The 22,752-nt window shown below is 39.6% G+C and carries 13 protein-coding genes; 6 read left to right on the top strand and 7 right to left on the bottom strand.

Annotated features, from left to right (window positions below; genetic code table 11):
- The 3 genes from RMY63_RS26160 to RMY63_RS26150 all read right to left on the bottom strand — a co-directional run bounded on the left by RMY63_RS26160 (window position 1) and on the right by RMY63_RS26150 (window position 4,942).
- Window positions 1-2,250: an ATP-binding cassette domain-containing protein gene (locus tag RMY63_RS26160; RefSeq protein ID WP_322731497.1), complete on the bottom strand. Its 2,250-nt coding sequence runs from the start codon at window positions 2,248-2,250 to the stop codon at window positions 1-3.
- Window positions 2,251-2,291: 41 nt separating this feature from the next.
- Complete coding sequence (locus RMY63_RS26155; RefSeq protein WP_322731496.1) at window positions 2,292-3,455, bottom strand: glycosyltransferase family 4 protein; 1,164 nt, start codon at window positions 3,453-3,455, stop codon at window positions 2,292-2,294.
- Window positions 3,456-3,577: 122 nt separating this feature from the next.
- Window positions 3,578-4,942 (bottom strand): glycosyltransferase, encoded by a 1,365-nt coding sequence (locus RMY63_RS26150; protein WP_322731495.1) that lies wholly within the window; start codon window positions 4,940-4,942, stop codon window positions 3,578-3,580.
- Between the two features lie 420 nt (window positions 4,943-5,362).
- On the opposite strand from RMY63_RS26150, the gene gloB reads away from it, so the two are divergent.
- The 3 genes from gloB to dnaB all read left to right on the top strand — a co-directional run bounded on the left by gloB (window position 5,363) and on the right by dnaB (window position 10,695).
- Window positions 5,363-6,136: a hydroxyacylglutathione hydrolase gene (gene gloB / locus RMY63_RS26145; RefSeq protein ID WP_322731494.1), complete on the top strand. Its 774-nt coding sequence runs from the start codon at window positions 5,363-5,365 to the stop codon at window positions 6,134-6,136.
- A gap of 362 nt (window positions 6,137-6,498) precedes the next feature.
- Entirely contained in the window at window positions 6,499-6,957 is a 459-nt protein-coding gene (gene rplI / locus RMY63_RS26140; protein WP_094352304.1) for a 50S ribosomal protein L9, read from the top strand.
- Window positions 6,958-7,101: 144 nt separating this feature from the next.
- On the top strand, window positions 7,102-10,695 hold the full coding sequence (gene dnaB, locus RMY63_RS26135; RefSeq protein ID WP_322731493.1) for a replicative DNA helicase: 3,594 nt from the start codon (window positions 7,102-7,104) through the stop codon (window positions 10,693-10,695).
- A gap of 120 nt (window positions 10,696-10,815) precedes the next feature.
- On the opposite strand, the gene RMY63_RS26130 is transcribed toward dnaB, so the two are convergent.
- The gene (locus RMY63_RS26130) at window positions 10,816-11,337 is read right to left on the bottom strand and encodes an FKBP-type peptidyl-prolyl cis-trans isomerase (RefSeq protein WP_322731492.1); all 522 of its coding nucleotides are present in this window, start codon (window positions 11,335-11,337) and stop codon (window positions 10,816-10,818) included.
- Between the two features lie 78 nt (window positions 11,338-11,415).
- Window positions 11,416-11,739 (bottom strand): phasin family protein, encoded by a 324-nt coding sequence (locus RMY63_RS26125; RefSeq protein ID WP_273769398.1) that lies wholly within the window; start codon window positions 11,737-11,739, stop codon window positions 11,416-11,418.
- Window positions 11,740-12,481: 742 nt separating this feature from the next.
- Between RMY63_RS26125 and RMY63_RS26120 the strand changes: the two genes are divergently transcribed.
- Entirely contained in the window at window positions 12,482-13,366 is an 885-nt protein-coding gene (locus tag RMY63_RS26120; RefSeq protein WP_322731491.1) for a ParA family protein, read from the top strand.
- Window positions 13,367-13,788: 422 nt separating this feature from the next.
- Window positions 13,789-17,172 (top strand): EAL domain-containing protein, encoded by a 3,384-nt coding sequence (locus tag RMY63_RS26115; RefSeq protein WP_322731490.1) that lies wholly within the window; start codon window positions 13,789-13,791, stop codon window positions 17,170-17,172.
- 74 nt (window positions 17,173-17,246) lie between these two features.
- Here RMY63_RS26115 and RMY63_RS26110 read toward each other — a convergent pair whose 3' ends face one another.
- On the bottom strand, window positions 17,247-18,398 hold the full coding sequence (locus RMY63_RS26110; RefSeq protein ID WP_322731489.1) for a histidine decarboxylase: 1,152 nt from the start codon (window positions 18,396-18,398) through the stop codon (window positions 17,247-17,249).
- 649 nt (window positions 18,399-19,047) lie between these two features.
- On the bottom strand, window positions 19,048-21,999 hold the full coding sequence (gene ileS / locus RMY63_RS26105) for an isoleucine--tRNA ligase (RefSeq protein ID WP_322731488.1): 2,952 nt from the start codon (window positions 21,997-21,999) through the stop codon (window positions 19,048-19,050).
- Between the two features lie 315 nt (window positions 22,000-22,314).
- Between ileS and RMY63_RS26100 the strand changes: the two genes are divergently transcribed.
- Complete coding sequence (locus RMY63_RS26100) at window positions 22,315-22,683, top strand: cyclic nucleotide-binding domain-containing protein (protein WP_322731487.1); 369 nt, start codon at window positions 22,315-22,317, stop codon at window positions 22,681-22,683.
- Window positions 22,684-22,752 lie beyond the last annotated feature (69 nt).

Below are 22,752 nucleotides of genomic sequence, written 5' to 3'. Positions count from 1 at the left end.
TTAGATATTAATATTATTTTCAAACTTTTCTAAATTATCGAGCAGATACATAGCAGATTCATAACTTTCGGTAATTAATCCATTTTTTTCTTCTGTGGTAGATATCAAATTATCATCAAGAGAGCGGAGATAGCTAAGTATGAGATTAAGGTAAGTCCGAAACTCAACGGAGATATGATTAAAAGTTTGATAATGGTTACTGATAACATTCTGATTGTGGTCAGAAATTGAGAGAATCTGCCCCTTGATTTGTAAGTTAATCACATCCTCAAAAACATCAATGGTGTTGAGAATTCTCCAGGCTGATTTATAAGAATCTTGAATTAATTCGTGCCGTTCTTGGGAATCGTTTACCAAATCATCAAGTAATAAGCGTAGATACCCGATCATCGAGTTCAACTGCGTCCGAATTTCGTGAGAAATGCGGAGCAAGCTTTGATTGTGTTTGGTAGCAGTTTCAGGACGTTCCGCAAATTGCATTGAGTACAAACGTGAGTAGTAACCCCCTTTTTGTAAAAGTGTTTCATGGGTTCCCACTTCTACCACCTGTCCTTGATCTAATACGGCAATTTGATCGGCTTTTTGGACTGTGGAAAGGCGGTGAGCAATTACAAGGGTTGTGCGATCGCGACTTAAGTCGTCGAGTGCAGCTTGTACTAAACGTTCGGAAACGGTATCTAAAGCGCTGGTGGCTTCATCTAAAATCAAAATTTCTGGATTTTGCAGGAGAGCGCGAGCGATCGCTAATCTTTGCCTTTGTCCACCAGACAACATGACGCCGCGATCGCCAATTTGGCTGTTGAATCCTTGAGGTAATTTATCAATAAATTCATAAGCATTTGCTCGTTTGGCTGCTGAGATAATTTCATCTTCTGTAGCTTCAGGTCTTCCATAAGCAATGTTATTTCGCACCGAGTCATTAAAGAGAAATGTATCTTGACTGACAATTCCCATGTGTGTTCTGAGAGATTTGATATCAAAATCACGCAGGTCTGTGCCATCGATAGAGATACTGCCAGATGTCGGATCGTAAAATCTGGGTAAGAGGTCAGCCAAGGTGGACTTACCTGCACCAGAGCCACCTACCAAAGCCAGAGTTGTAGCACGGGGTAAAAATAAATTTACATCTTTGAGTACTAACTTTTCATGACTAGGGTAAGCAAAGGAAAGTAAATTAAAACCTATTCCTTCTTTTAATTCTGTGTAAATTACATTACCGTTTTTCATAAACGGCTTGCGATCGCGACTTAAAAACTCACTCACTATTTCTACGCTAGTAGCACTATTGGCAAAGCTACTACGAAGACTATTTAACTGAGAAACCAAAGGCAGCAGTCGCAGTAATACTAATAAATATGTCAGTAGTACCGTTGAAATAAAAGAAACCTGGTTGGCAAAGAAAGTTTTACTCAAGAATACAATCAGAAGTAAGGCTATAACGCCCATCACCTCACTTATCGGCCCGATCGCTTGTGAGTTTACCTGAGATTGAAAATCTGCTTTCTCGCGATCGCGGATTAATTTGGTAATTTTTTGATATTCTCTGTCTTCATTGGCAGTTGACTTTACTAAACGAATTCCATTCAATGTTTCTAAAACACTGATGGAATAAGATGTAGACATTTCTGATAGTTGTTGACCAAATTTTTTCGCTCTACTAATTGTGTATTGATTGATTAATGTTATAAAACCCAACAAAATTGTTGCTGCGATTGTTAGCTGCCAAGAAATTGCTAATAATAAACAAACGAAAACTAAAATTGTAATTATTAAAATAATTAAATTGATCATAGACCCGATAGCACTTGAAGTCCGGGCAGTTTCCGAACCAAGGCGATTAATAATATCGCCTACTTTCATTTTTGAATAATAATCTATATCAATATCTAATAATAACTCTAAGCTAGCTTCGCGAATGTCTGCATTTAATCTCCGAGTGAAAACACTTGATGTTAAAATACTAAAATAACTAGATAAGTTTTTTAATAAAATTACAAATATAATTGTTCCAGCCATTCCCAGATTACGATAATTTTCGGGAAGATTATCAAATGGAAACATCACAGCTTTGAGAATCGGAGGAAAACCAGTTAAATCTACTGGTTGTCCGACAATTCTCAAAATTACTGGCACAATCAAAGTCACACCGACACCATTAAATAAAGCACCAGAAAATCCCAACAGCATTGTTAGGACAATTAAACCTGGATAGGGTTTGGCGAATCTTAGTATTAGTTTTCTGGTAGACATTGGGTATTTTTATGCCAATTTAACTTAATTATTAATATTATTCACAACTGAGCAATTACTGACTTGAGCACAGAAGCCATAGCCTCTATGCTATAGTGTTCCACACATCTTTCTCTTGCCTTGATACCTTTCTGGCTTGCTGACTCTAAATTCTGAAAAATCAATTGAATTTGTTCAGCAATTTGCTCAGGACAACCAGGCTCTACTAAATAACCAGTATCACCTAAAAGTTGGGGAATATCTCCAACACGTGTTGATAATACAGGTTTAGCCATTGCCATCCCATCTGTCAACTTCAAGGGAAATTGAGCGCGAGTTTCTGGAGTATCTCGCTGGGGAACAACTACAATGTGAGCAGCTGCTACCAAATCAGGCATAACGTCGGCTGGATACTTGGGTAATTTTATAATCCAACGTCCCCACTTTTGTTGAAGTTGTTTATCATAATCATCATAAGGACTACCACCTACAATTACTAGTCTCAAGTCTGGTTGATTAAGTTTATCGAGCGCCATGAGAACATCTTCTAAACCTTTATAAGGTCTTGGCGCACCAGGAAACATTAAAATCCGATATTCAGATAAACCATAACGATTTCTACTGGATTCAGCATCATATTGAGTGGGATCGAATAAGGAAACATCTTTGCCATTCGGAACAAATGTACCACCAAAACGCTGCTGTAAAAATTTAGTATGCACTGTCACAGCATCAGCATGACTTACTAAACCTTCCATCCATTTCACATATAAAGTATGATGAGGATTTTTGAGTGCGCCCTGTGGTTTCAATAAGTCTCTAGCTAATTCTTTGGGTGTAGGATGATAATGCCAGTTATCACCGCCATGCCAGCTGAGTTCCCAATCATCTATATCTAAAATTAATGGCTTTCTAGTGAATATTTTCCTTAATAGTCCAACTCCAAAACTTGCTATTTGTGGTTTGATAGCATAAATTATATCGCCATCTATTTTGGGTAAAATTTTTTGGATTTCTCCAAAAAACTCTGGAAAGTCTTTGCCTGGTAAATTATAAACGTTGAATTCGGATGGTAAATTTAAATAGAACTTATTTCCAAATAAAAAACCCATAATTTCAACTTCATATCCTAACTGATTGAGAGCTTTTGCTATCAAGTATGCACGCAGAATTGCTGCGCTTGATAAATCTGAAACCAACAAGGATATTTTAGAAAATTTTTTCACTATTTTTATACTGATTTTTATTTAATTTTCCCAGGATTTGTCAGCTATTGCTAAATTTGCAAATATTAATTTAATTTGTTTTGTCGGAGTTGGAGCAACTAAAGAAATTAAGTGTCAATCCATCAAGATACAAAATTTTTCTGAGGAATTTTTAAGATTTCATGGTAAAGTGCCAACATCTCTGAAGCAACAGTATCCATTGTACGTACTGGCTGGATACCTTGACGTAACTTAGCTAGTAAATCGGCGTCTTTGGCTAAAGTTGCGATCGCTTCAGCCCATGCTTGGACATCTTTGGCTGGAACTAACCAACCATCAATGCCGTGACGGACTAACTCAGCAATTCCTCCTAAATTTGAACCTAGTACGGGAATGCCCATAGCTTGTGCTTCTAAAGCAACTATCGGCCCAGTTTCTAACCACTGCGATGGTATTGCTAGGATATCGAAACCTGCTAATGCGTCTGGTACTGCTTCGCGTGAAAGTGGTTCAGCAATCCGAATCCGGCGATCACGAGCAGCGATCGCCATCACTTTTTCACGATTGGCAGCACCGTATTTTCCCGGATGAGTAGCATGAAGAATTAACTCAACAGGTACATCATTCGGTAGACTATGTACCGCTTCTACTAAAACTTGTACCCCTTTAGTTTCTTGCCAGCGACCCAAAAAGCCGATTTTTAATGTCGAGTTTTGTGGTTTGTTTGGTGTTATTTCACGTTTGAAAGTGTTAGCAACACCTTGCCGAGAAACAGTAAGTTTTTCGGGAGGAACGTTGTTTGCAACAAAAGCATTGTATTGCCAATTACTCGTTACAACAATGCGATCGGCTAGTTTTGCTAGTTGCATCAAATTGCGTCTATGTTGAGACACTAGAGTAGGAATACCAAGAGTTTTACCAAGCAGGCGTAGCTTGAAACTTTTAGAGGTAAGTAATTTTGTTTCTGCTGCTATGCCAACATCCAAAGGAACTTGACTAAAAGCCTTGAGCATCCAAGGGGCTGCTTGCTTTGCTACTCCCAAACATTGACTACAATTAACAGAGTCAATCAACCCATTGCAAGGTTCTTCACCCCAGCGCATCATCGTACCACGCAGACATATAGGCTCAGGTATGTGGACGGTGACTACAGTAGCCATCCCTAGCTGACGGGCGAGAGCAAGATGATGTAAACCGCAGTCAAATCGCCATGAATGTTGATGATATACATCGGCTCGATTGTTTTCTAGCCAATTAGCAAAAGTTTTAAAGCCGCCGTGGGGTAGCTGTTTGTGTACCTGTATCTGACTGGGGTTAGGAAAAACAGGATAACGATAAACTGAGATACCATTGTATTCGTAGGTATCTTCCTCTGTACCTTGTTTAGGAGCAGCAACAATACCTTCGAGTCCATGTACTTGTAAACCATGCAGTAGTGAATCTAAGTATACTTCAGCACCGGCTGATGTATCTGGAAAATACCAGCTAGTTGTATGGATTAGCTTCATTTATGAACCTGCAAAGAAAAAATTGGAAAGCTCATCTTTTTTTACCATGATTTATTGCTCTATTTGTCGTTATTAACATCTATATTTTATAAAGAACCTAAAGTGAATCTATAAGATTCTGTATTAAGAATTAGTATGTACAAATAAAAAATTTTCGATTACTGATTTTGTGTTTTTGAGTAAAAAAGACAATTTATGACAAAAAGAACAGAATAAATCTAACTTAGCTTTTACACTTCCTCCCAGAGAAATTTTACTGATATACCCAGATATAATTTATAGTTTCTTAGTATATTTTTAAGTATTATTACGGTTGTATAGTATCATAGTATTTATGGACTTTCTCAACCTTTTCTCGCTGAGATATTTAAGATTGCTGATAGATTCCAAAGTATTTACTGGAAAGGGAGATATAAAGTAATGCAAGTAATCAGGCTTGAGGCACTCTCAGATAATTACATATTTTTGCTAGTAGATCGCCAGCAACAAATTGCTGCTGTTGTCGATCCAGCAGAGGCTGAACCAGTACTAAAGCAACTTGCACAGTTAAAAGCTGAGTTGGTGGCGATTTTCAACACACACCACCACAACGACCATGTAGGTGGCAATCAGCAATTAATAGAACACTTCCCGCAACTAACAGTCTACGGTGGCGTCGAAGATCGTGGGCGAATTCCGGGACAGCAGGTGTTTTTGCAACAAGGCGATCGCGTCCAGTTTGCAGATCGCATCGCTGAAGTTATTTTTGTTCCCGGACATACCCGTGCTCACATCGCTTACTACTTTCCCCCTGAAAAAGCTGGTGAGACAGGCGATTTATTTTGCGGCGATACCTTATTTTCTGGCGGTTGTGGTCGCTTGTTTGAAGGAACACCAACTCAAATGGTAGACTCTTTAACCAAACTGCGCTCTCTACCAGATGATACCCGTATCTGGTGTGCCCACGAATACACTTTAGGAAATCTGCAATTTGCCCTAACTGTGGATGGCGACAATGCCGATTTACAAAAACGCTTCAATGAAGTAAAAACTTATCGTAGTCGAGGAGAAGCTACTATACCCTCGCTGCTGGGAATAGAGAAGCGAACCAATCCCTTTTTACGTTGGGATCAGCCATCATTACAATCAACCGTAAAAGGTAGCGATGAAGTGCAAACCTTTGCGCGGATACGGGAAATGAAAAATAACTTTTAGATATTGGGGATTGGGCATGGGGCATTGGGCATTGTGGGCATTGATTATTCTCCTCTGCTCCCCTGCTCCCTCATCCCCCATTCCTCCAACTTTCTAGCGCTAATAGTTGCGATCGCACCCTTCCTTTCGCTAGGATCTGTAAGCTTTAGGGTATGGGCAAAGCTACTTGAGACAATATACTCATTTCAGGAGTTTTAAGTTCTGAAAAAACACTTGTTATTCAGGACTCTTTACTCAGCACTGGCTTAACACCCCGTTGGCGCAGCTCTCGTAGAGAAGAAAGCTAACAGCACTGTTTTAGTGAGCTATGCTGCTCAAACCTTACCCAAATTAATCAGATTTTACAGGAAAAACCAAAAACGATGGCGAAACGCGTGCAGTTAGTTTTAAATCAGGATATCAGCAAGCTGGGGAAATCTGGCGACTTAGTGGAAGTAGCTCCTGGCTACGCTCGTAACTATTTGATTCCCCAGAAATTGGCAACCAATGCCACTCCTGGTATTCTCAAGCAAGTAGAACGCCGTCGCGAGCAAGAGCGTCAACGGCAATTAGAACTTAGACAACAAGCTCTTGAGCAAAAAGAATCTTTAGAAAAAGTTGGCAGCTTGACAATTGCCAAGCCAGTTGGTGAAAACGAAGCAATTTTCGGTACTATCACCACCCAAGATGTTGTAGATGCAATTAAGGCAGCCACCGGTCAAGAAATCGATCGGCGTGGAATCACCATCCCGGATATTAACCACCTTGGCACTTATCAAGCCGAAATTAAGCTGCATTCGGAAGTAGCAGCACAAGTCGATATTCAAGTAGTCGCTAGCTAACTCAGGAGGGGGACGCAAAGATGAGGGGAATGAGGGGGATGAGGGAGCAAGGGAAGCAAAGGTGAATAATAACTCCTAACTCCTAACTCCTGTACAGACGCGATTAATCGCGTCTCTAGCAAAATATTAAAACTAAAATCGTTTATGGCTGAAGAATTGAGTTTTAAAGGTGATGGTAGCGATGCCTACGGCGGTAAACTACGCCTCCCACCCCAAAATATAGAAGCGGAAGAAGCGATTTTGGGGGGTATTTTGCTAGATCCAGAAGCGATTAGTCGAGTTAGCGATCGCCTTCTTCCCGAAGCTTTTTACATTAGCGCTCACAAAGATATATATCAAGCAGCTATCAGGCTCCATGCACAAGGGAAACCCACAGATTTACTTTCGGTCACAAGTTGGCTGACTGACCACGATTTACTTGCTCGAATTGGTGGGAGAAATAAGTTAGCAACTCTCGTAGACCGCACAGTGTCAGCCGTGAACATCGACGGTTTAGCCTCTTTGGTGATCGAAAAATACCTGCGGCGGCAATTAATTAAAGCTGGCAATGAAATTGTACATCTTGGTTACGAAACAGAAACCGAATTACCACAGGTTTTAGATCAAGCAGAACAGAAAGTATTTGGCGTTACTCAAGAACGTCCCCAATCAGGTTTAGTTCACATTTCTGATACTCTAATTAATAATTTCCAAGATATTGAAGATAGAAATCAAGGCATTGCCTTACCTGGAATCCCTTGCGGATTTTACGATTTAGATGCCATGACCAGCGGCTTTCAACGTTCTGATTTAATTATTGTTGCTGGCAGGCCATCAATGGGGAAATGCCTAAGTTTTGATTCAGAAATAGTTTTGGCAGATGGAAAAATTACCACAATTGAAGAATTATATAACCAACGTCATGGCTCGTTATTGACGTTGAACAACGATTGGAAATTTAGTTTTACCCAACCATCTGCATTTGTAGATGATGGAATCAAACCAGTTTTTCGTATCACTACTCAGTTAGGTCGAACTATTGAAACTACAATCACCCATCCGTATTTAACTATTAAAGGCTGGCAAAGATTAGAACATTTGAAAGTTGGCGATCAAATCGCTGTCCCGCGAAAAATAGATGTATTTGGTACAAAAACTATCCGTGAGTGCGAAGTCAAGTTATTAGCTTATTTAATTGGCGATGGTGGATTAACTAACTGCAATCCAGGATTTACAAATGGGAATCCATTACTGCAAGCCGATTTTTCGCAAGCAGTTGCAGATTTTGGTGGTTTAAAAGGGCGTTGGGAAACTTCTCAAGTAAAACGCACACCATCACTTTGTGTTCGAGGAGATTTAGAATTTATTACTATTCAAAGACAGGTTTTTGCTGAAAGTTTTAAACTAGCGATTCAATCGCAGTCATTGAGAGGAAAACAAATAAGCCCTACTTTACTTTGTGCTTGGAAGCAAGGAGTGTGTGTACCAAATTTAGAAACTTTTGAGCTATTATGCGAAATTTTACAATTCGAGTCAGAAGAGTTTGTCTCTCACGAACTTGCTTGCATGAGCAAATCTCGGAAGAATTCGCTGACACTTTGGTTAGAAGAATTAGGTTTGTGGGGCAAAAATGCTCATGATCAGACCATCCCACCAATTATTTTTCAATTAGAGCGATCGCAAATCTCTTTATTTCTGAATCGTCTCTTTGCTACAGATGGATGGGCTACCCTCCTTACTAGTGGTCAAGCACAGTTAGGATATGGAACAGTCAGTGAGAAATTAGCCAGACAAATTCAACATCTTTTATTAAGATTTGGCATTATTGCCTCTCTCAAAAAACGGGCTGTCAAGTATAAAAATATTCGCAGAACAGCGTGGCAATTAGATATTACTGATGCCTTATCTATCAAAACTTTTATCGCAGAAATAGGTATCTTTAGTAAAGAAAAAGCAATAGCAAAAGTTGCAACAGCAATATCTCAAAAAAGATATCAAACTAATCGTGACTTGATACCTGTAGAGATTTGGGAACAAATAGCAGTAGCAAAAGGCAATGAAACTTGGAGTAGTTTAGCCAGACGGGCTGGTATTCAAGGCTATACGAATATGCATGTTGGTAAACGTGCTTTCAGGCGGGAAAGACTTTGGATACTAGCCACAGCTTTAGATAATTTACCACTTCAACAGTTAGCAAATAGTGATATTTATTGGGATGAAATAGTTGCGATTGAATCGGTGGGTAGCAAGCAAGTTTATGACTTAACAATTCCAGAAACACACAATTTTGTTGCCAATGATATTTGTGTTCACAATACAGCATTTTGCTTAAACCTTGCTCATAACATTGCTGCTTCTTATAAATTACCAGTTGCTTTTTTCAGCTTGGAAATGTCCAAAGAGCAATTGACGCAACGTTTATTAGCTAGTGAAGCGCAAATTGAAAGTAGTTATTTGCGAACTGGCCGCTTGAGCCAAACACAGTGGGAACCTTTAAGCCGTGCTATTGGTATCCTTTCTGAGATGCCGATTTATATTGACGACACGCCGAATATTACAGTTACACAAATGCGTAGTCAGTCAAGGAGACTGCAAGCTGAAATAGGAACTGAATTAGGATTAATTGTAATAGATTACCTGCAATTGATGGAAGGAGCAGGTGATAATCGCGTACAAGAATTATCAAAAATTACGCGTCAACTCAAAGGTTTAGCCCGGGAATTATCTGTACCAGTTATTGCCTTATCTCAGTTGAGTAGAGGGGTAGAGGCACGCACTAACAAGCGTCCGATGTTATCTGATTTGAGAGAATCTGGTTGTTTAGCAGGCGATAGTCTAGTGACATTAGTAGATAGCGGACTGCAAGTACCAATTAGGGAATTAGCAGGTAAATCTGGTTTTGCAGTTTGGGCGTTGAACAAAGCTACAATGAAGCTAGAAGCAGGAATTGTAAGCAATGCTTTTTCAACAGGTAGGAAGCCTGTATTTACTTTAACAACTAGATTGGGTAGAAAAATACGTGCTACTGCTAATCACAAGTTTTTAACAATTAATGGCTGGAAAAGACTTGATGAATTAACTCCTAAACAACATCTATGTTTACCAAGACATCTGCCAAGTTCTGGTAAACAAACAATGACTTATGCCGAGGTTGCATTATTAGGACATTTAATTGGTGACGGTTGTACATTGCCACGTCATGCCATACAGTACACTACTAGAGAGATAGATTTAGCTCAGAATGTTGCTTTCTTGGCAACAGAAGTTTTTGGAGATTCAATTGTTCCTAGAATTTCACCTGAAAGTGGGTGGTATCAAGTTGGCTTCACCACACGGATATTGCAAGCCTCTATTGGAGTTTCGTATTGTGGCTCTACCTTTTATAAAGCAAATTTAAGTCGAGAAAGATGTTTAAAAGTCGGTAATGTTGTTAAATCATCTAAACTGGTTACTCTTGGCAAAAGTGATGTTTATTGGGATCAGATCCTTTCAATCGAATATAGTGGTGAGGAAGAAGTCTTTGATTTGACTGTTCCTAATTTGCATAATTTTGTTGCCAATAACATCATTGTCCACAACTCAATTGAACAAGACGCCGATTTAGTAATAATGTTATACCGCGATGAATATTACTCTCCCGATACTCCCGATCGCGGGATTGCAGAAGTAATTATAGCTAAACACCGCAATGGGCCTACAGGTACTGCGAAACTTTTGTTTAATCCACAATTTACAAAGTTTCAAAATTTAAAAATTTAAAAATTTAGCTAGATAATAATTATTGAATTAGGGACTGGGGACTAGGGAAAGGGGAGCAGAGGAGAGAACTCCTAACTCCTAACTCCTAACTCCTAACTCAGCACCCCCATCCCCTAGTTTCTACTTAACTCCCAACAATTCCACTTCAAAAATTAGAGTTGCATTGGGTGGAATCACACCACCAGCACCACGAGCGCCATAACCCAATTCAGATGGGATGATTAACTTACGAAGACCGCCTACTTTCATAGTGCTCAGTCCTTCATCCCAACCTTTGATTACCTGTCCAGCACCGATTTTAAAGCTAAAGGGTTGGCCGCGATCGCGTGAACTATCAAACTGAGTACCATCTTCTAGAGTGCCGACATAGTGAACTTCAACCGTTTGTCCAGGTTTGGGAGTCGCCCCAGTCCCCTCTTTTAACTCCACATACTTTAATCCAGAGGGAGTGGTTACGGCATTAGCATCAGACATAGTATTACTCGCAATTAAGATATTGTTTTCAGTTACAGTTGTGGACGCTGGCAGTGTTTGGGTTAACTCGGCAGCAATGGCAGTATTCTGTTTACTGCCTATTTGCCCCACAACCAAAAGCACAAAACACACCAGCATGAACGCCACACTGAGGAAAATTGGTTTCAAAATCAGTTCTCCTTACTTAGGTATCCTGGCAAAAAGATTACCAACAGGACACATTTAGTTTAAATCAGAAAGAGCATTCTAACGCCAAAGCTTATTTTCTAAATCACGCAGTTGACGCTCTAAACGGTCAATTCTACCCCTCAATTCGTCTACCTCTGACTGGCGAGCCACCCCCAAATCCTGCATCATATTTCGCATTTGCCGTTGCATTTGGACATCGAAGTTTCCCTGTTCCGACTTTAACTGCTGGGCAATATCATCTATTACTGCCTTGGCTTGCTCAGGATTGAGCTTACCATCTTTAACTAAATCATCGCTGACTTGCCGCAGTTTTTCTGCGACTAAAGACGTTGTGCCAAGGCCCACCATCATTAGCTGTTGCAACCAGTTGTTGTTGTCCATACTCCCTTCCTCTTACTTATTAACCAGCCAACCCTTGCTCCTGAGTGTAGGCAATCAAGCTTCTTAAAGCCTAGTTATTCTACCCTACAGCTCTATTTTGGCAAATTGGCAAGCACAAAGATCAAAGGACGTGGTTATAGAACTCTTCAAGTTTAAGGTTGCCCAAATTTACCTATTTTTGGGATGTCAGAGGCAATTACCCATAAATCACAAAACTCACACTCACTCTTTGTGGTGAATGTGAGTAGTTCATGGGAAGATTTTATCTAGAAGGAGGGACAAATTTGGACAACAGCGATCGCACAATATCTGAGATTGATCGTTAAAGGAGGCTATAGCAATCCGATTTGATTCGGAGAATTACTCGTAGAGGCTGGGGAAGGTGGCGCCCCTGAAGGGGATAAGGGGTAATGGGGACTCTTAAGAAGGAATAAAGGTGTACTGAGTTTTTTTCACGCAATCAAATATGAGTCCTATAGTAGCTCGATTCCAGGTAAAGATCCAACTACATGTTGCTGCCTCAATCGAGTAAAAATCGCTGAAATCACTCTTTTGAATTTCCGAAAATATTAAATTTAATGGAAGATTTGAGATATCAGCAGGGGTGTACGCTACCTAGTAGTCTGTCAAGTTTGATTTGATTGGTTCGTAGTTTGTGCTAAAGCACAAACTACAAACAATCTGCACCTCTCAATTATTTCTTGACAGACCAGTGGGAATGCGTCAATAGAGGACTCAATCAATGGGATATGTAATTGCTACTGCCAATATGAAAGGTGGTGTTGGTAAAACCACCCTCACCGTCAACTTAGCTACCTGTTTAGCTAAAAATCATGGCAAGCGGGTGCTTGTCCTTGATTTAGACAGCCAAATTAGTGCCACACTTAGTTTGATGTCGCCTTTAGATTTTGCCAAGCTTCGTAAACAAAGTAAGACATTTAGGTATCTGATAGACGAAGTTATTAATCCAGATCCACAAGCAAAACGTACAATTCAGGATATTATTCAATCTCAGGTTTGTAATCTTCCCGGACTAGATTTATTACCGGGAGACATCGATTTATATGATGAATTTGTTGTTTCAGAAATGCTGCATCAGCAAGCAACTGCTTTAGGCGAACAGGACTTTGAAACGATTTGGAATCGCTTTGAAAGGGTCTTAATTAATAATATCTTAAAACCAGTACATCAAGAATATGATTTTATCCTTCTTGATTGCGCACCAGGCTATAATCTCTTGACTCGTAGCGCTTTAGCTGCTAGTGATTTCTACATACTTCCTGCAAAACCAGAACCATTATCTGTAGTGGGTATTCAACTCCTAGAAAGACGGATTGCCCAATTAAAAGATAGTCACGGACATGAAACCAAAATAGATATCAAAATGTTGGGAATTGTATTTAGTATGTCCAGCGCTAATCTGCTCACTGGCAGATACTATAAACAAGTAATGCACCGTGTTGTAGAAGATTTTGGTGTCGAAAAAATTTGTAAGGTACAAATACCAGTTGATGTCAATGTTGCTAAGGCTGTTGATAGTTTTATGCCAGCTGTTTTAATTGCTCCCCAATCAGCAGGTTCAAAAGCTTTCTTGCAATTAACTCAGGAGTTGTTGCAAAAGCTATAGCGCTAGTTAATCATTGATGAACAACATGATTTCCGACTTATTAAATTAGAGATATGCATGTAAAGACGTAGCATTCCTACGTCTTTATAAGGGTTTCAGGCAATGAATAATTTATTTTTGGAGATGTCTATGTCTATTAAGTAGGTCGCAAACTCTGAACCTTTCAATTTTTATAAAGGTCTGAAGAAAAAGAATTTATACTTACTTGGTGAGAAACAAGCTACATGGAATAAGTCTCAAATCCCAATTTAAAATTCTCTATTCAAGGAAACTCTTTAGGCATGAGGTCAATCTAAAATCCAAAATTCACAATCCAGTAACAAATAAGTTATCCTTTCTTAAAGTTCAGCAGTTATACGGAAGCTATAATTGGTGAGATTCAGCTATTGAGTGAAAAGGTCAGTAAATCTCACTAAGAAACAATGGTTAGTAACGATTCTGCACGAGCGGGGAACAATCAGCACTTGCTAATGCGCCTACCACGGACTCTGAGTTATCTCGAAACCTGGGGCTTTGGGTTAACTGGCCATGTTGGATGGATTGGTACTGCCCCCATCATTCATGCAGCGTTAGGCCCGAAAGCTATCTTAGTTTGGTTTTTTGGCACGATTATTTCCTTTTTGCTTAACTTGCAGGTACAAAGTCTAGGTAGGCATTGGTCAGATGTTGCTGGAGGAACACCAAACTATACCACAAGGCTATTAAAGAACTTTCCTGGCTTAGGCCGTTACGTAGCATTAGGATACTTTTTTAGCTGGGCAGCAGCACCAGCACTGTATGCGATTATTCTCACTAACTTAATTAAAGTCAATTTTGAAACATTAGGTATTTATTGTCCAGAAACTTTGTTAAAAGTTTTATTTACAGCAATTCCCTTTATTTTAGCGTTCAGTGGTACCCGTGCTTTGGCGCTTCTGCATTTATTTTTTGTATTCCCAGCGATTTTATTACTGCTATTGTTTTGTGTTCAAGGCATATTATGGTTAGCCTTCTCATCTGCTAATTTTAATTTTCTCCCAAATAGCACACATAGCCTGACCTTTCAAGAATGGGCAAAGTGGTTTTTTCTAGCTAGCTATTCAATTTATGCTTGTGAAACCACTTCTTCTTTTGTTGCTGATAGTCGCCACCCATATAAAACTTTAAAGTTTTTAACCCTAGCTGCTTGGTTAATTCCTCCGGTGTTTCTAGGTGGTTCTTGGGTATTAATGTGTTCTGCTCCAAATTCAACAATAGGTGACGATGCATTCTTAAATCTGGTAGCGGCTTCTAAACCTTTTTGGGGTGAATCTACCTCTTTTCTAGTAACACTTCTGATTACTATATCTTGCCTTCTAAGTTCTGCTACAGCAGTTTCTAACTCTCCTCGGATATTATACCAGCTTGCCTTAGATAGACAGCTTTCTCCTATATTTGCATTAGTTTCCCGTCAAGGTGTCCTTGGCCCTGCTATTTTAGTTACCTTTCTACTCAGTTTACTTTGTCTAAATTTGGGAAATGTATCTCAACTTGTCACAGTAGCAGGCACCTGTTATCTCATGTCCATTATGGGGCTACATCTGGGATTATGGGTGTGTCGGGGCAAATCATACGTGTTATGGCCTTGGTGGTCACTTGGTTTTTTCTTGTTAGAAGCAGTAGTTCTAATAATGGGAGGTTTAGCTTGGAATTGGAGAGATTTCTTAGTGGGATTATTACTACCCATTATTTTGATGATCGGAGATATAGGGCTACGTCGCTTAAGATTTGCGCCATTACACCCAAATTGGTGGACACAGCGTTACGATACTAAGCCCAGTAGAAACAATCCAGACTTTGTAGTACTACAAGTGATTGTTTTAGTATCATTGATTTGTATTACTGCCACAATCAGTTGGGTTATTCGCAATTTTTTCGATAGATTTTCTCATAATCCTCAAAATTCTTTACTAGCAATTTTATTAGTGACACTTTCTTTTGCTGGGGTTGCGATCGCTTGCTGGACAACCTTACCACAAATTATTGCTATTGATGAAGCACGCAAACAAGCAAGAAATCTATTTATCACCACTCTCGATACTGTTCCAGATACTGTTTTAGTATTAGACGAAGAAGGTAAAATCTCTCAGACAAATGCTGCTGCTGAAGAATTATTTCAAACAAGTATTCAACAGTTACTTGGGCAAAACTTGAATCAACTTCTAATATGCTATCGTGGCAAACCGGAGCAATGGTCTATTAGAAGTGAGCAAAGCTTGAAAATAAACCAAGGTTTGCGAATTGTTGAATCGACGATTTCACAGCCATTTAATTCTCTGCTACGGGAGTATATTGTTATTGTCCGTGACATAACTAAACGGAAGCTAGCAGAGGAAGAACTAGTCCAACATCGTTATCAGCTTGAGCAGTTAGTGCTAGAACGCACTATTGAACTTATTAGAGTTAATCAACAACTTCAACAAGACATTGTTAAACGTCAAGAAGCACAAGAACAATTACTGCACAATAGTCTTCATGATGGGCTAACTGGATTACCTAACCAACGATTATTTCTGGAGCGAGTGCAGCAGGCAATAGAACAGACTAAACAGCAAAATAATTATTTATTTGCTGTACTTTTCTTAGACCTAGACCGCTTTAAAGTTGTTAATGACAGCCTTGGACATTTACTAGGAAATCAACTTTTGATTGCAATTTCTCATCGGCTCAAGTCAGTTCTGCGGGGTGAAGATATAGTTGCCCGTTTTGGCGGAGATGAGTTTACAATCTTAATTGAGGAAATTGAGGATGTCAACACCGCCATACAGGTCGCCGAGCGAATTAAAAAGGTGCTAGCTTTGCCATTTCAATTAAATGAGCATCGGGTGTTTACTAATGTTAGTATTGGCATCGCTTTAAGTAGAGCAGATTATGAGCAAGCAGCGCAGATTTTACGCGATGCTGATGTGGCAATGTATTGCGCTAAATCACTTGGTAAGGCACGTTATGAGGTTTTTGATCCAAAGATGCACGAGGGTGCAGCTTTGCTCTTAGAGTTAGAAACTGCTCTGCGAAATGCGTTGCTCAAGCAAGAAGAATTTCGCCTTGAATACCAGCCAATTGTTTCACTAATAACTGGCAAAATTATTGGATTTGAGGCACTGATACGTTGGTATCATCCAGAACGAGGACTTATTTCTCCTCAAGATTTTATTCCCTTGGCTGAGGAAACTGGAATGATTGTTAGTATCGGGCAATGGGTACTTTATGAAGCCTGTTACCAAATGCACAAATGGCATAAACAATTTCCTATCTCACAACCTTTAACGATTAGCGTAAATTTTTCTGGTAAACAAATCACGCAACCTGATGTGTTTAAACAGGTTAAACATATTTTGCAGCAAACTGGACTGAAGCCATGCTGTTTGAAATTGGAGATTACTGAAAGCTTGTTGATGGATAATTTTGAATTAGCTACCACTGTGCTTTCCCAATTAACAGCGCTGAATGTTGAAATGCACATGGATGATTTTGGGACTGGCTATTCATCCTTGAGTTATCTACATCGCCTACCAATCAAAACTATTAAGATTGACCGCTCTTTTGTCACCAGTATCGGTAGTCGAGGAGAAAATTTAGAAATTATTCGAGCGATTGTGACATTAGCCCATAATTTAAATATGTCTGTAACAGCAGAAGGCATAGAAACTGTAGACCAATTAGTACAATTGAAGGCTTTACAATGTGATTATGGACAAGGGTATTTTTTCTTACCACCTATGGAACGAGCAGAAGTAGAAATACTACTTGCTGCTAACTTGTGCGGAAAAAACTTTTTAAAAAGATAAAATCTTGGGAGCAAATTCTGTTTAAAGAAACACTTTCTCAAACTGGGCGATTAATTTCACTTGACAATCTATTTTTAGTGTAGCGCTGCTTGTAGCTGAAAATTCTCTACGTTATCAAGCAACCCTTCTTCTAACAACAGTTCGTTAACAAAAGTATCTATTTTGTGTCGATCGATATTCTGCATAACTACAATGTGTACCCAATTTTCATAAATTGCTAACTGCCACTTTTTAATTAACCTTTGAGAAGGTTTTTGAAACACTACGGTATTGGAAAATTTATTGAGCATACATGGATATTCTCTGATTTTAAGTTGTTGGAAAAGATATTGGGCATTATCTATACAGGTCTTTGCTTCTTTGGCTAATCCATCATTACCTCTTGTTTTGATTGCATACCAGAGAATCAGAGGGCTATGACCGTTTCTAGATCCCAAAATTGTTGTATCTGATGAACCAATATATTCAATTGCTGTTTCAACTTTTTCTACCCATTTTTTCTTGGTTAAAACTACACCGCAAGGTAAGGGAGAACCAATGAATTTAGCAGAAATAGCTATACTATCTATGGGTTTTTGAAAGTTAACTTGTGGAGCGCCATCTAGAAAGGGTAATATTAATCCTGAAAGGGCAGCATCACAATGAATGTAGTAATTTTTAACCTGATTGCGCTTTAAAATTTCGATAACTTTGTCTAAGTTATCAATTGCACCTTTGACAGTAGTCCCAATATTTAAATTGACGATCGCAGGAGAATTGCGATTTTCACTAATGAGTTTTTCAAAATGTTCATAATTCATCTCTCCATTAATTTGTGAGTTAACAATATTGTGTTGGATGCGGAATAATTTTGCGGCTTTTGGTATTGAGTAATGAGAGTCTTGTGATGAGTAAAGAATGCCATCAGGATAGATTTCTCTTGCTAAGAACATTCCATATAAATTACCTTCAGTTCCGCCAGCAGTAACATAACCCCAAAACTGATTTTCTGGAATTTTATAGAGGTCAGCAAAAAAAGATAGTACTTCTTGCTCAAATTTACGAGAATGGAGAGCAAAATCTGGTTCAATATATGGATCTCCAGCATTATTTAACAGAAAATTGAAAAATTTAGCGATCGCACTATAATCACAACTTAAATTATATGGATAGCCTGTATGAAACTGCGATCGCTGTTCTATTTGCAGCAGAAAATCAGCCAATTCCTTAGCAACTTTATTTGACATATATTTGCATCTCTTAAACTTTGATTGAGTTAATGGATGTTTTAAACTAAATTATACGTATTAATCCATACCTTTATCTTTTCTTAAGAATGCATCTATTTAGCTCTTTAATAGAAGATAATACAGTGAAAATACTGACAAATATTCAGTAATAATACCCATTTTTTTTTTGCAGAAGTATATTATACTTAGCACTTCTGCATAATACGAAATAACTATAATGCGTATTACGTAAAATATTTTTTTTAGTCGCTGATTGCAACCTGATTTAATCACATATTTAACTTTGTGCCAGTTGTGTAAGTAATTTCTGGGAATGACTAGGCTATACAAGCGAAGTTCGTTTATGCGGACTTCATCAAGCTAAAAAAACATTTCCATAAATTAAATATGCGTTATACAGAACCCTAATAGAGATTTAGCACTGCTCGTCTCTATATTCTTTTTCACTCCTACGTCTTACAGCAGTTTTCTAGTATATGAGGTACAAAATGCAAGACTCACGCATCAGACATGAAGAGTTTCTAATTCCTTCTTTCTGCCTCAAAACCTGTAGTTTTGTACTTCATGTAAAAGAAAACTGCTGTCAGTACATTTAGCCATTTGTAGGTTAGTGATTTATAGTTTGAGCGCCGTGAAATTTTTGCTTTTAAAACTCTCCAGCTAAGGCTGCAACACACCTTTCGCAAATTAAGGGATGTTTTGCTGATTCTCCCACATGAATAGAGTAGTTCCAACAGCGATCGCATTTTTCCCCATCTGCATTCACTACACCAATTCCCCAGTCTTCTGTCTGCGCTGTATATTTTAATCCTTGCAATCCTTCAGCAGAATCTAATAATTCCACTTGGGAAGTCAGCAATAAATACCGCAATTCGTCAATCCCGTTACCCTTAACAGGGTTAAAGGCTTTGATAGCATCACCTAATTGTTTGTCAGGTATATGAATCAAAGCTTTCGCCTCCAGGGAAGAACCAATGAGTTTTTCTATCCTGGCTTGTTCCAACACCTTATTAACATCGGTGCGGAGTTGTCGCAGCACAGACCAAAATTCCGCTAACTCTGGATTACGCCATTTTTCCTCAACTAGTACCCAACCGGCTTCAAATACCGATTTGTAAGGTGTTTGGTAAGGGAGATATTGCCAGATATCTTCGGCAGTGTGAGATAACACTGGAGCGATCGCTCGTGCTAAATTATCTATTGCTATCTTTAGCACCGTTTGACAACTGCGACGGCGGAAAGCATCTTTTGCACTGATGTACAATCTATCTTTGGCAATATCTAAATAAAAGTTGGATAAATCCACCACGCAGAAATTCTGCACTGTTTGAAAAAAGCGGAAGAATTGGAAATTCTCAAAGGCAACGGTTACTTCCTCAAATACTTCGGTGATGCGGTGCAGCATATAACGGTCAAGTTCTGGCAATTCCTCAAAAGGTACTGTATCTTTTTTGGGGTCAAAATCATCCAAGCTACCCAACAAAAACCGCGCCGTATTGCGAATCTTACCTCTAACATCATTCATTTGCTTAATGATGTTTTTGCCAATGCGAACATCGCCGGAGTAGTCTACCGATGATACCCACAATCGCAATACATCTGCACCGTAGGGCGGTTCTACTTTTTGATTTTTTCCGCCTTCAATGATTGTATTTGGATCGATCACATTTCCTTCTGACTTACTCATCTTTCGGCCTTGTTCGTCCAAAGTGAAGCCGTGAGTTAGTACAGTTTTGTAAGGCGCAATGTCATTTACTGCTACGCTGGTAAGCAAGCTGGATTGAAACCAACCGCGATGTTGGTCGGAACCTTCCAAGTATATATCAGCAGGATAGCGTAACTCTGGACGCTGTTGGACGACAGCTGCCCAAGATGAGCCAGAATCAAACCATACATCCATTGTGTCTGTACCCCGGCGGTACGACTTACCATTTTGGCGATAAGATTCGGGTAATAATTCCTCAACTGAAAGTTCCCACCAAGCATCAGAACCTTTTTCTGCAATGATTCCTTGGACGTGGTTGATAATTTCCTCATTCAGCAGTGGTTCTCCAGTGGCTTCATCGTAGAAAACCGGAATGGGTACACCCCAACTCCGTTGACGAGAGATACACCAATCGGAACGTTCCGCTACCATTGGCGTGATCCGATTTTCACCTTGGGCTGGAATCCATTTTACAGTTGCGATCGCATGAAGTGCTTCTTCTCTAAATCCTTCCACAGAAGCAAACCATTGTTCAGTAGCGCGGAAAATCGTCGGCTTTTTCGTCCGCCAATCATAAGGATACTTGTGGGGGTATGCTTCTTCCTTCAACAAAGAACCAGCCGCAGCCATTGCATCAATTACCGCCTGATTCCCATCACCCAGCACATTCAACCCAGCAAATTGTCCCGCTTCTTCGGTAAAATTCCCATTATCATCCACTGGTGCAAGGATGGGCAAACCGTAGCGTTGACCAACAATGTAATCTTCTTGACCATGACCGGGAGCAGTATGTACCAACCCAGTACCCGACTCAGTAGTAATGTAATCACCGCCGACAACAATCGGACTTTCGCGGTCATATAGAGGATGACGATAAGTAGTATGTTCTAAATCATTCCCTTTGAAGGTGGCTTTTACAGTTAACTCAACTCCCAAAGTTGAAGATAAACGTTCCGCTAAATCAGCAGCAACGATGAGATAGCGGAACCTCACCCCCTCAGTCCCCCTCTTTGTTAACAAAGAGGGTGAAGCTACTTCCTCACTCCCCCTCCCTGCTTGCGGGGAGGAGGTTGGGGGGTGGGGTTTCACTTCCACCACTGCATAATTTAAATCTGCATTTACCGCCACAGCCAAATTCCCCGGAATTGTCCAAGGTGTAGTCGTCCAGATAGCCACACCCAAATCTGAGAGATATTCCGCCAACAGTGGTTTTACAGCTTCCGCCAAACTTGTAACTGCAAAAGCTGCATAGATACTGCGGGAAACGTGACCTTCAGGATATTCCAACTCAGCTTCAGCCAAAGCAGTTTTAGAACTCGGACTCCAGTGAACAGGTTTCAAACCGCGATAGATATAGCCTTTTAAGAACATCTGACCAAACACGCCAATTTGAGCCGCTTCATAAGCCGGCTTGAGAGTTAGATAAGGGTGGTTCCAATCACCCCAAATACCGTAGCGTTGAAAATTTTGGCGCTGGTCGTTAACCGTAGCTAAGGCAAATTCTTCCGCTTTCTGCCGCAGTTGTAAAGATGTTAAGTTTTGCCGTTCTGCTGACTTCATGTTCTGCAAAACTTTCAACTCAATTGGCAAACCGTGACAATCCCAACCAGGGACGTAGCGAACTTTACGCCCTTGTAACATTTGGTAGCGATTAATAATATCTTTGAGAATTTTATTTAAGGCATGACCAATATGGAGTGAGCCATTAGCGTAGGGAGGCCCATCGTGCAGTATAAATAATTCGCCGGGGTTATTTTCAAAGAGGCGATCGTAAATTTTATTTTCTTCCCAAAATTTTTGGATTTCAGGCTCACGCTTGATGGCATTTGCCCGCATATCAAAATTAGTCTTGGGTAGATTTACAGTATCTTTGTAACTTCCTGATTCGGTCACAGTCTCATGCCTAGAATTAGGTGTGCAGGTTTTATTAATTATAGAAGATGGCAGGAAAACCAAAATTTGCTATTTTGACGTAAGTTCGATAAACCTCTCCCTAGCTTGAATTTTTGTTCAAGTCTCTCCCTCTGCGACTCAAAGAGAAACAATTTTACGTAGTAAAACCAGGGAGGGTTTTTAGGCGATTAGGGGACTAATCAGGAATTTTGCGGTGATTGAGAGTTAACCAACAGAAAGTAGTATACTTTTCTGGGTTCGCCTAAAGCTATCAAAAAGTTTCGTCTAAAACTAAGAATTTTGGGGTTGCTCTAAATGTTAAGTCCTGTAGTAACAGTCAGTATCTTTCAAAAACAACCCGACCCTCAAGTATTTTCAGCAGGTCAAGTCATCTTTGAAGAAGGACAGTCTGGTGATGAAATGTACGGCATTATCGAAGGAGAGGTAAATATATTAGTCAATGGCAAGGTTGTAGAAACCATTGAAATGGGTGAAGTTTTTGGTATTGGGGTACTTATAAAAGTAAAAAGTAGAACTTACGCAGCTATTGCTAAGGTGGATACCAAACTGGGTTTCCTTAATGAGAAAAAGTTTCTCTTTGCCGTTCAAGAAACACCCATGTTTGCCCTACAGGTGATGAAAAGCTACTCAGAGCGTCTGAGTCGCTTGCAGCGTATGGTATAAAGGAATCCCAAAAAAATAAATTCTCTCGTTCCCATGCGGAGCCTGGGAATGGCTGATTAGGGGCTGCTG

It is taken from the genome of Nostoc sp. ChiQUE01b, from assembly GCF_034531255.1.
Taxonomy (GTDB): Bacteria; Cyanobacteriota; Cyanobacteriia; order Cyanobacteriales; family Nostocaceae; genus Nostoc.
The sequence above is the reverse complement of the archived record's forward strand: the minus strand, read 5'-3'. Positions and strand labels throughout refer to the sequence as shown.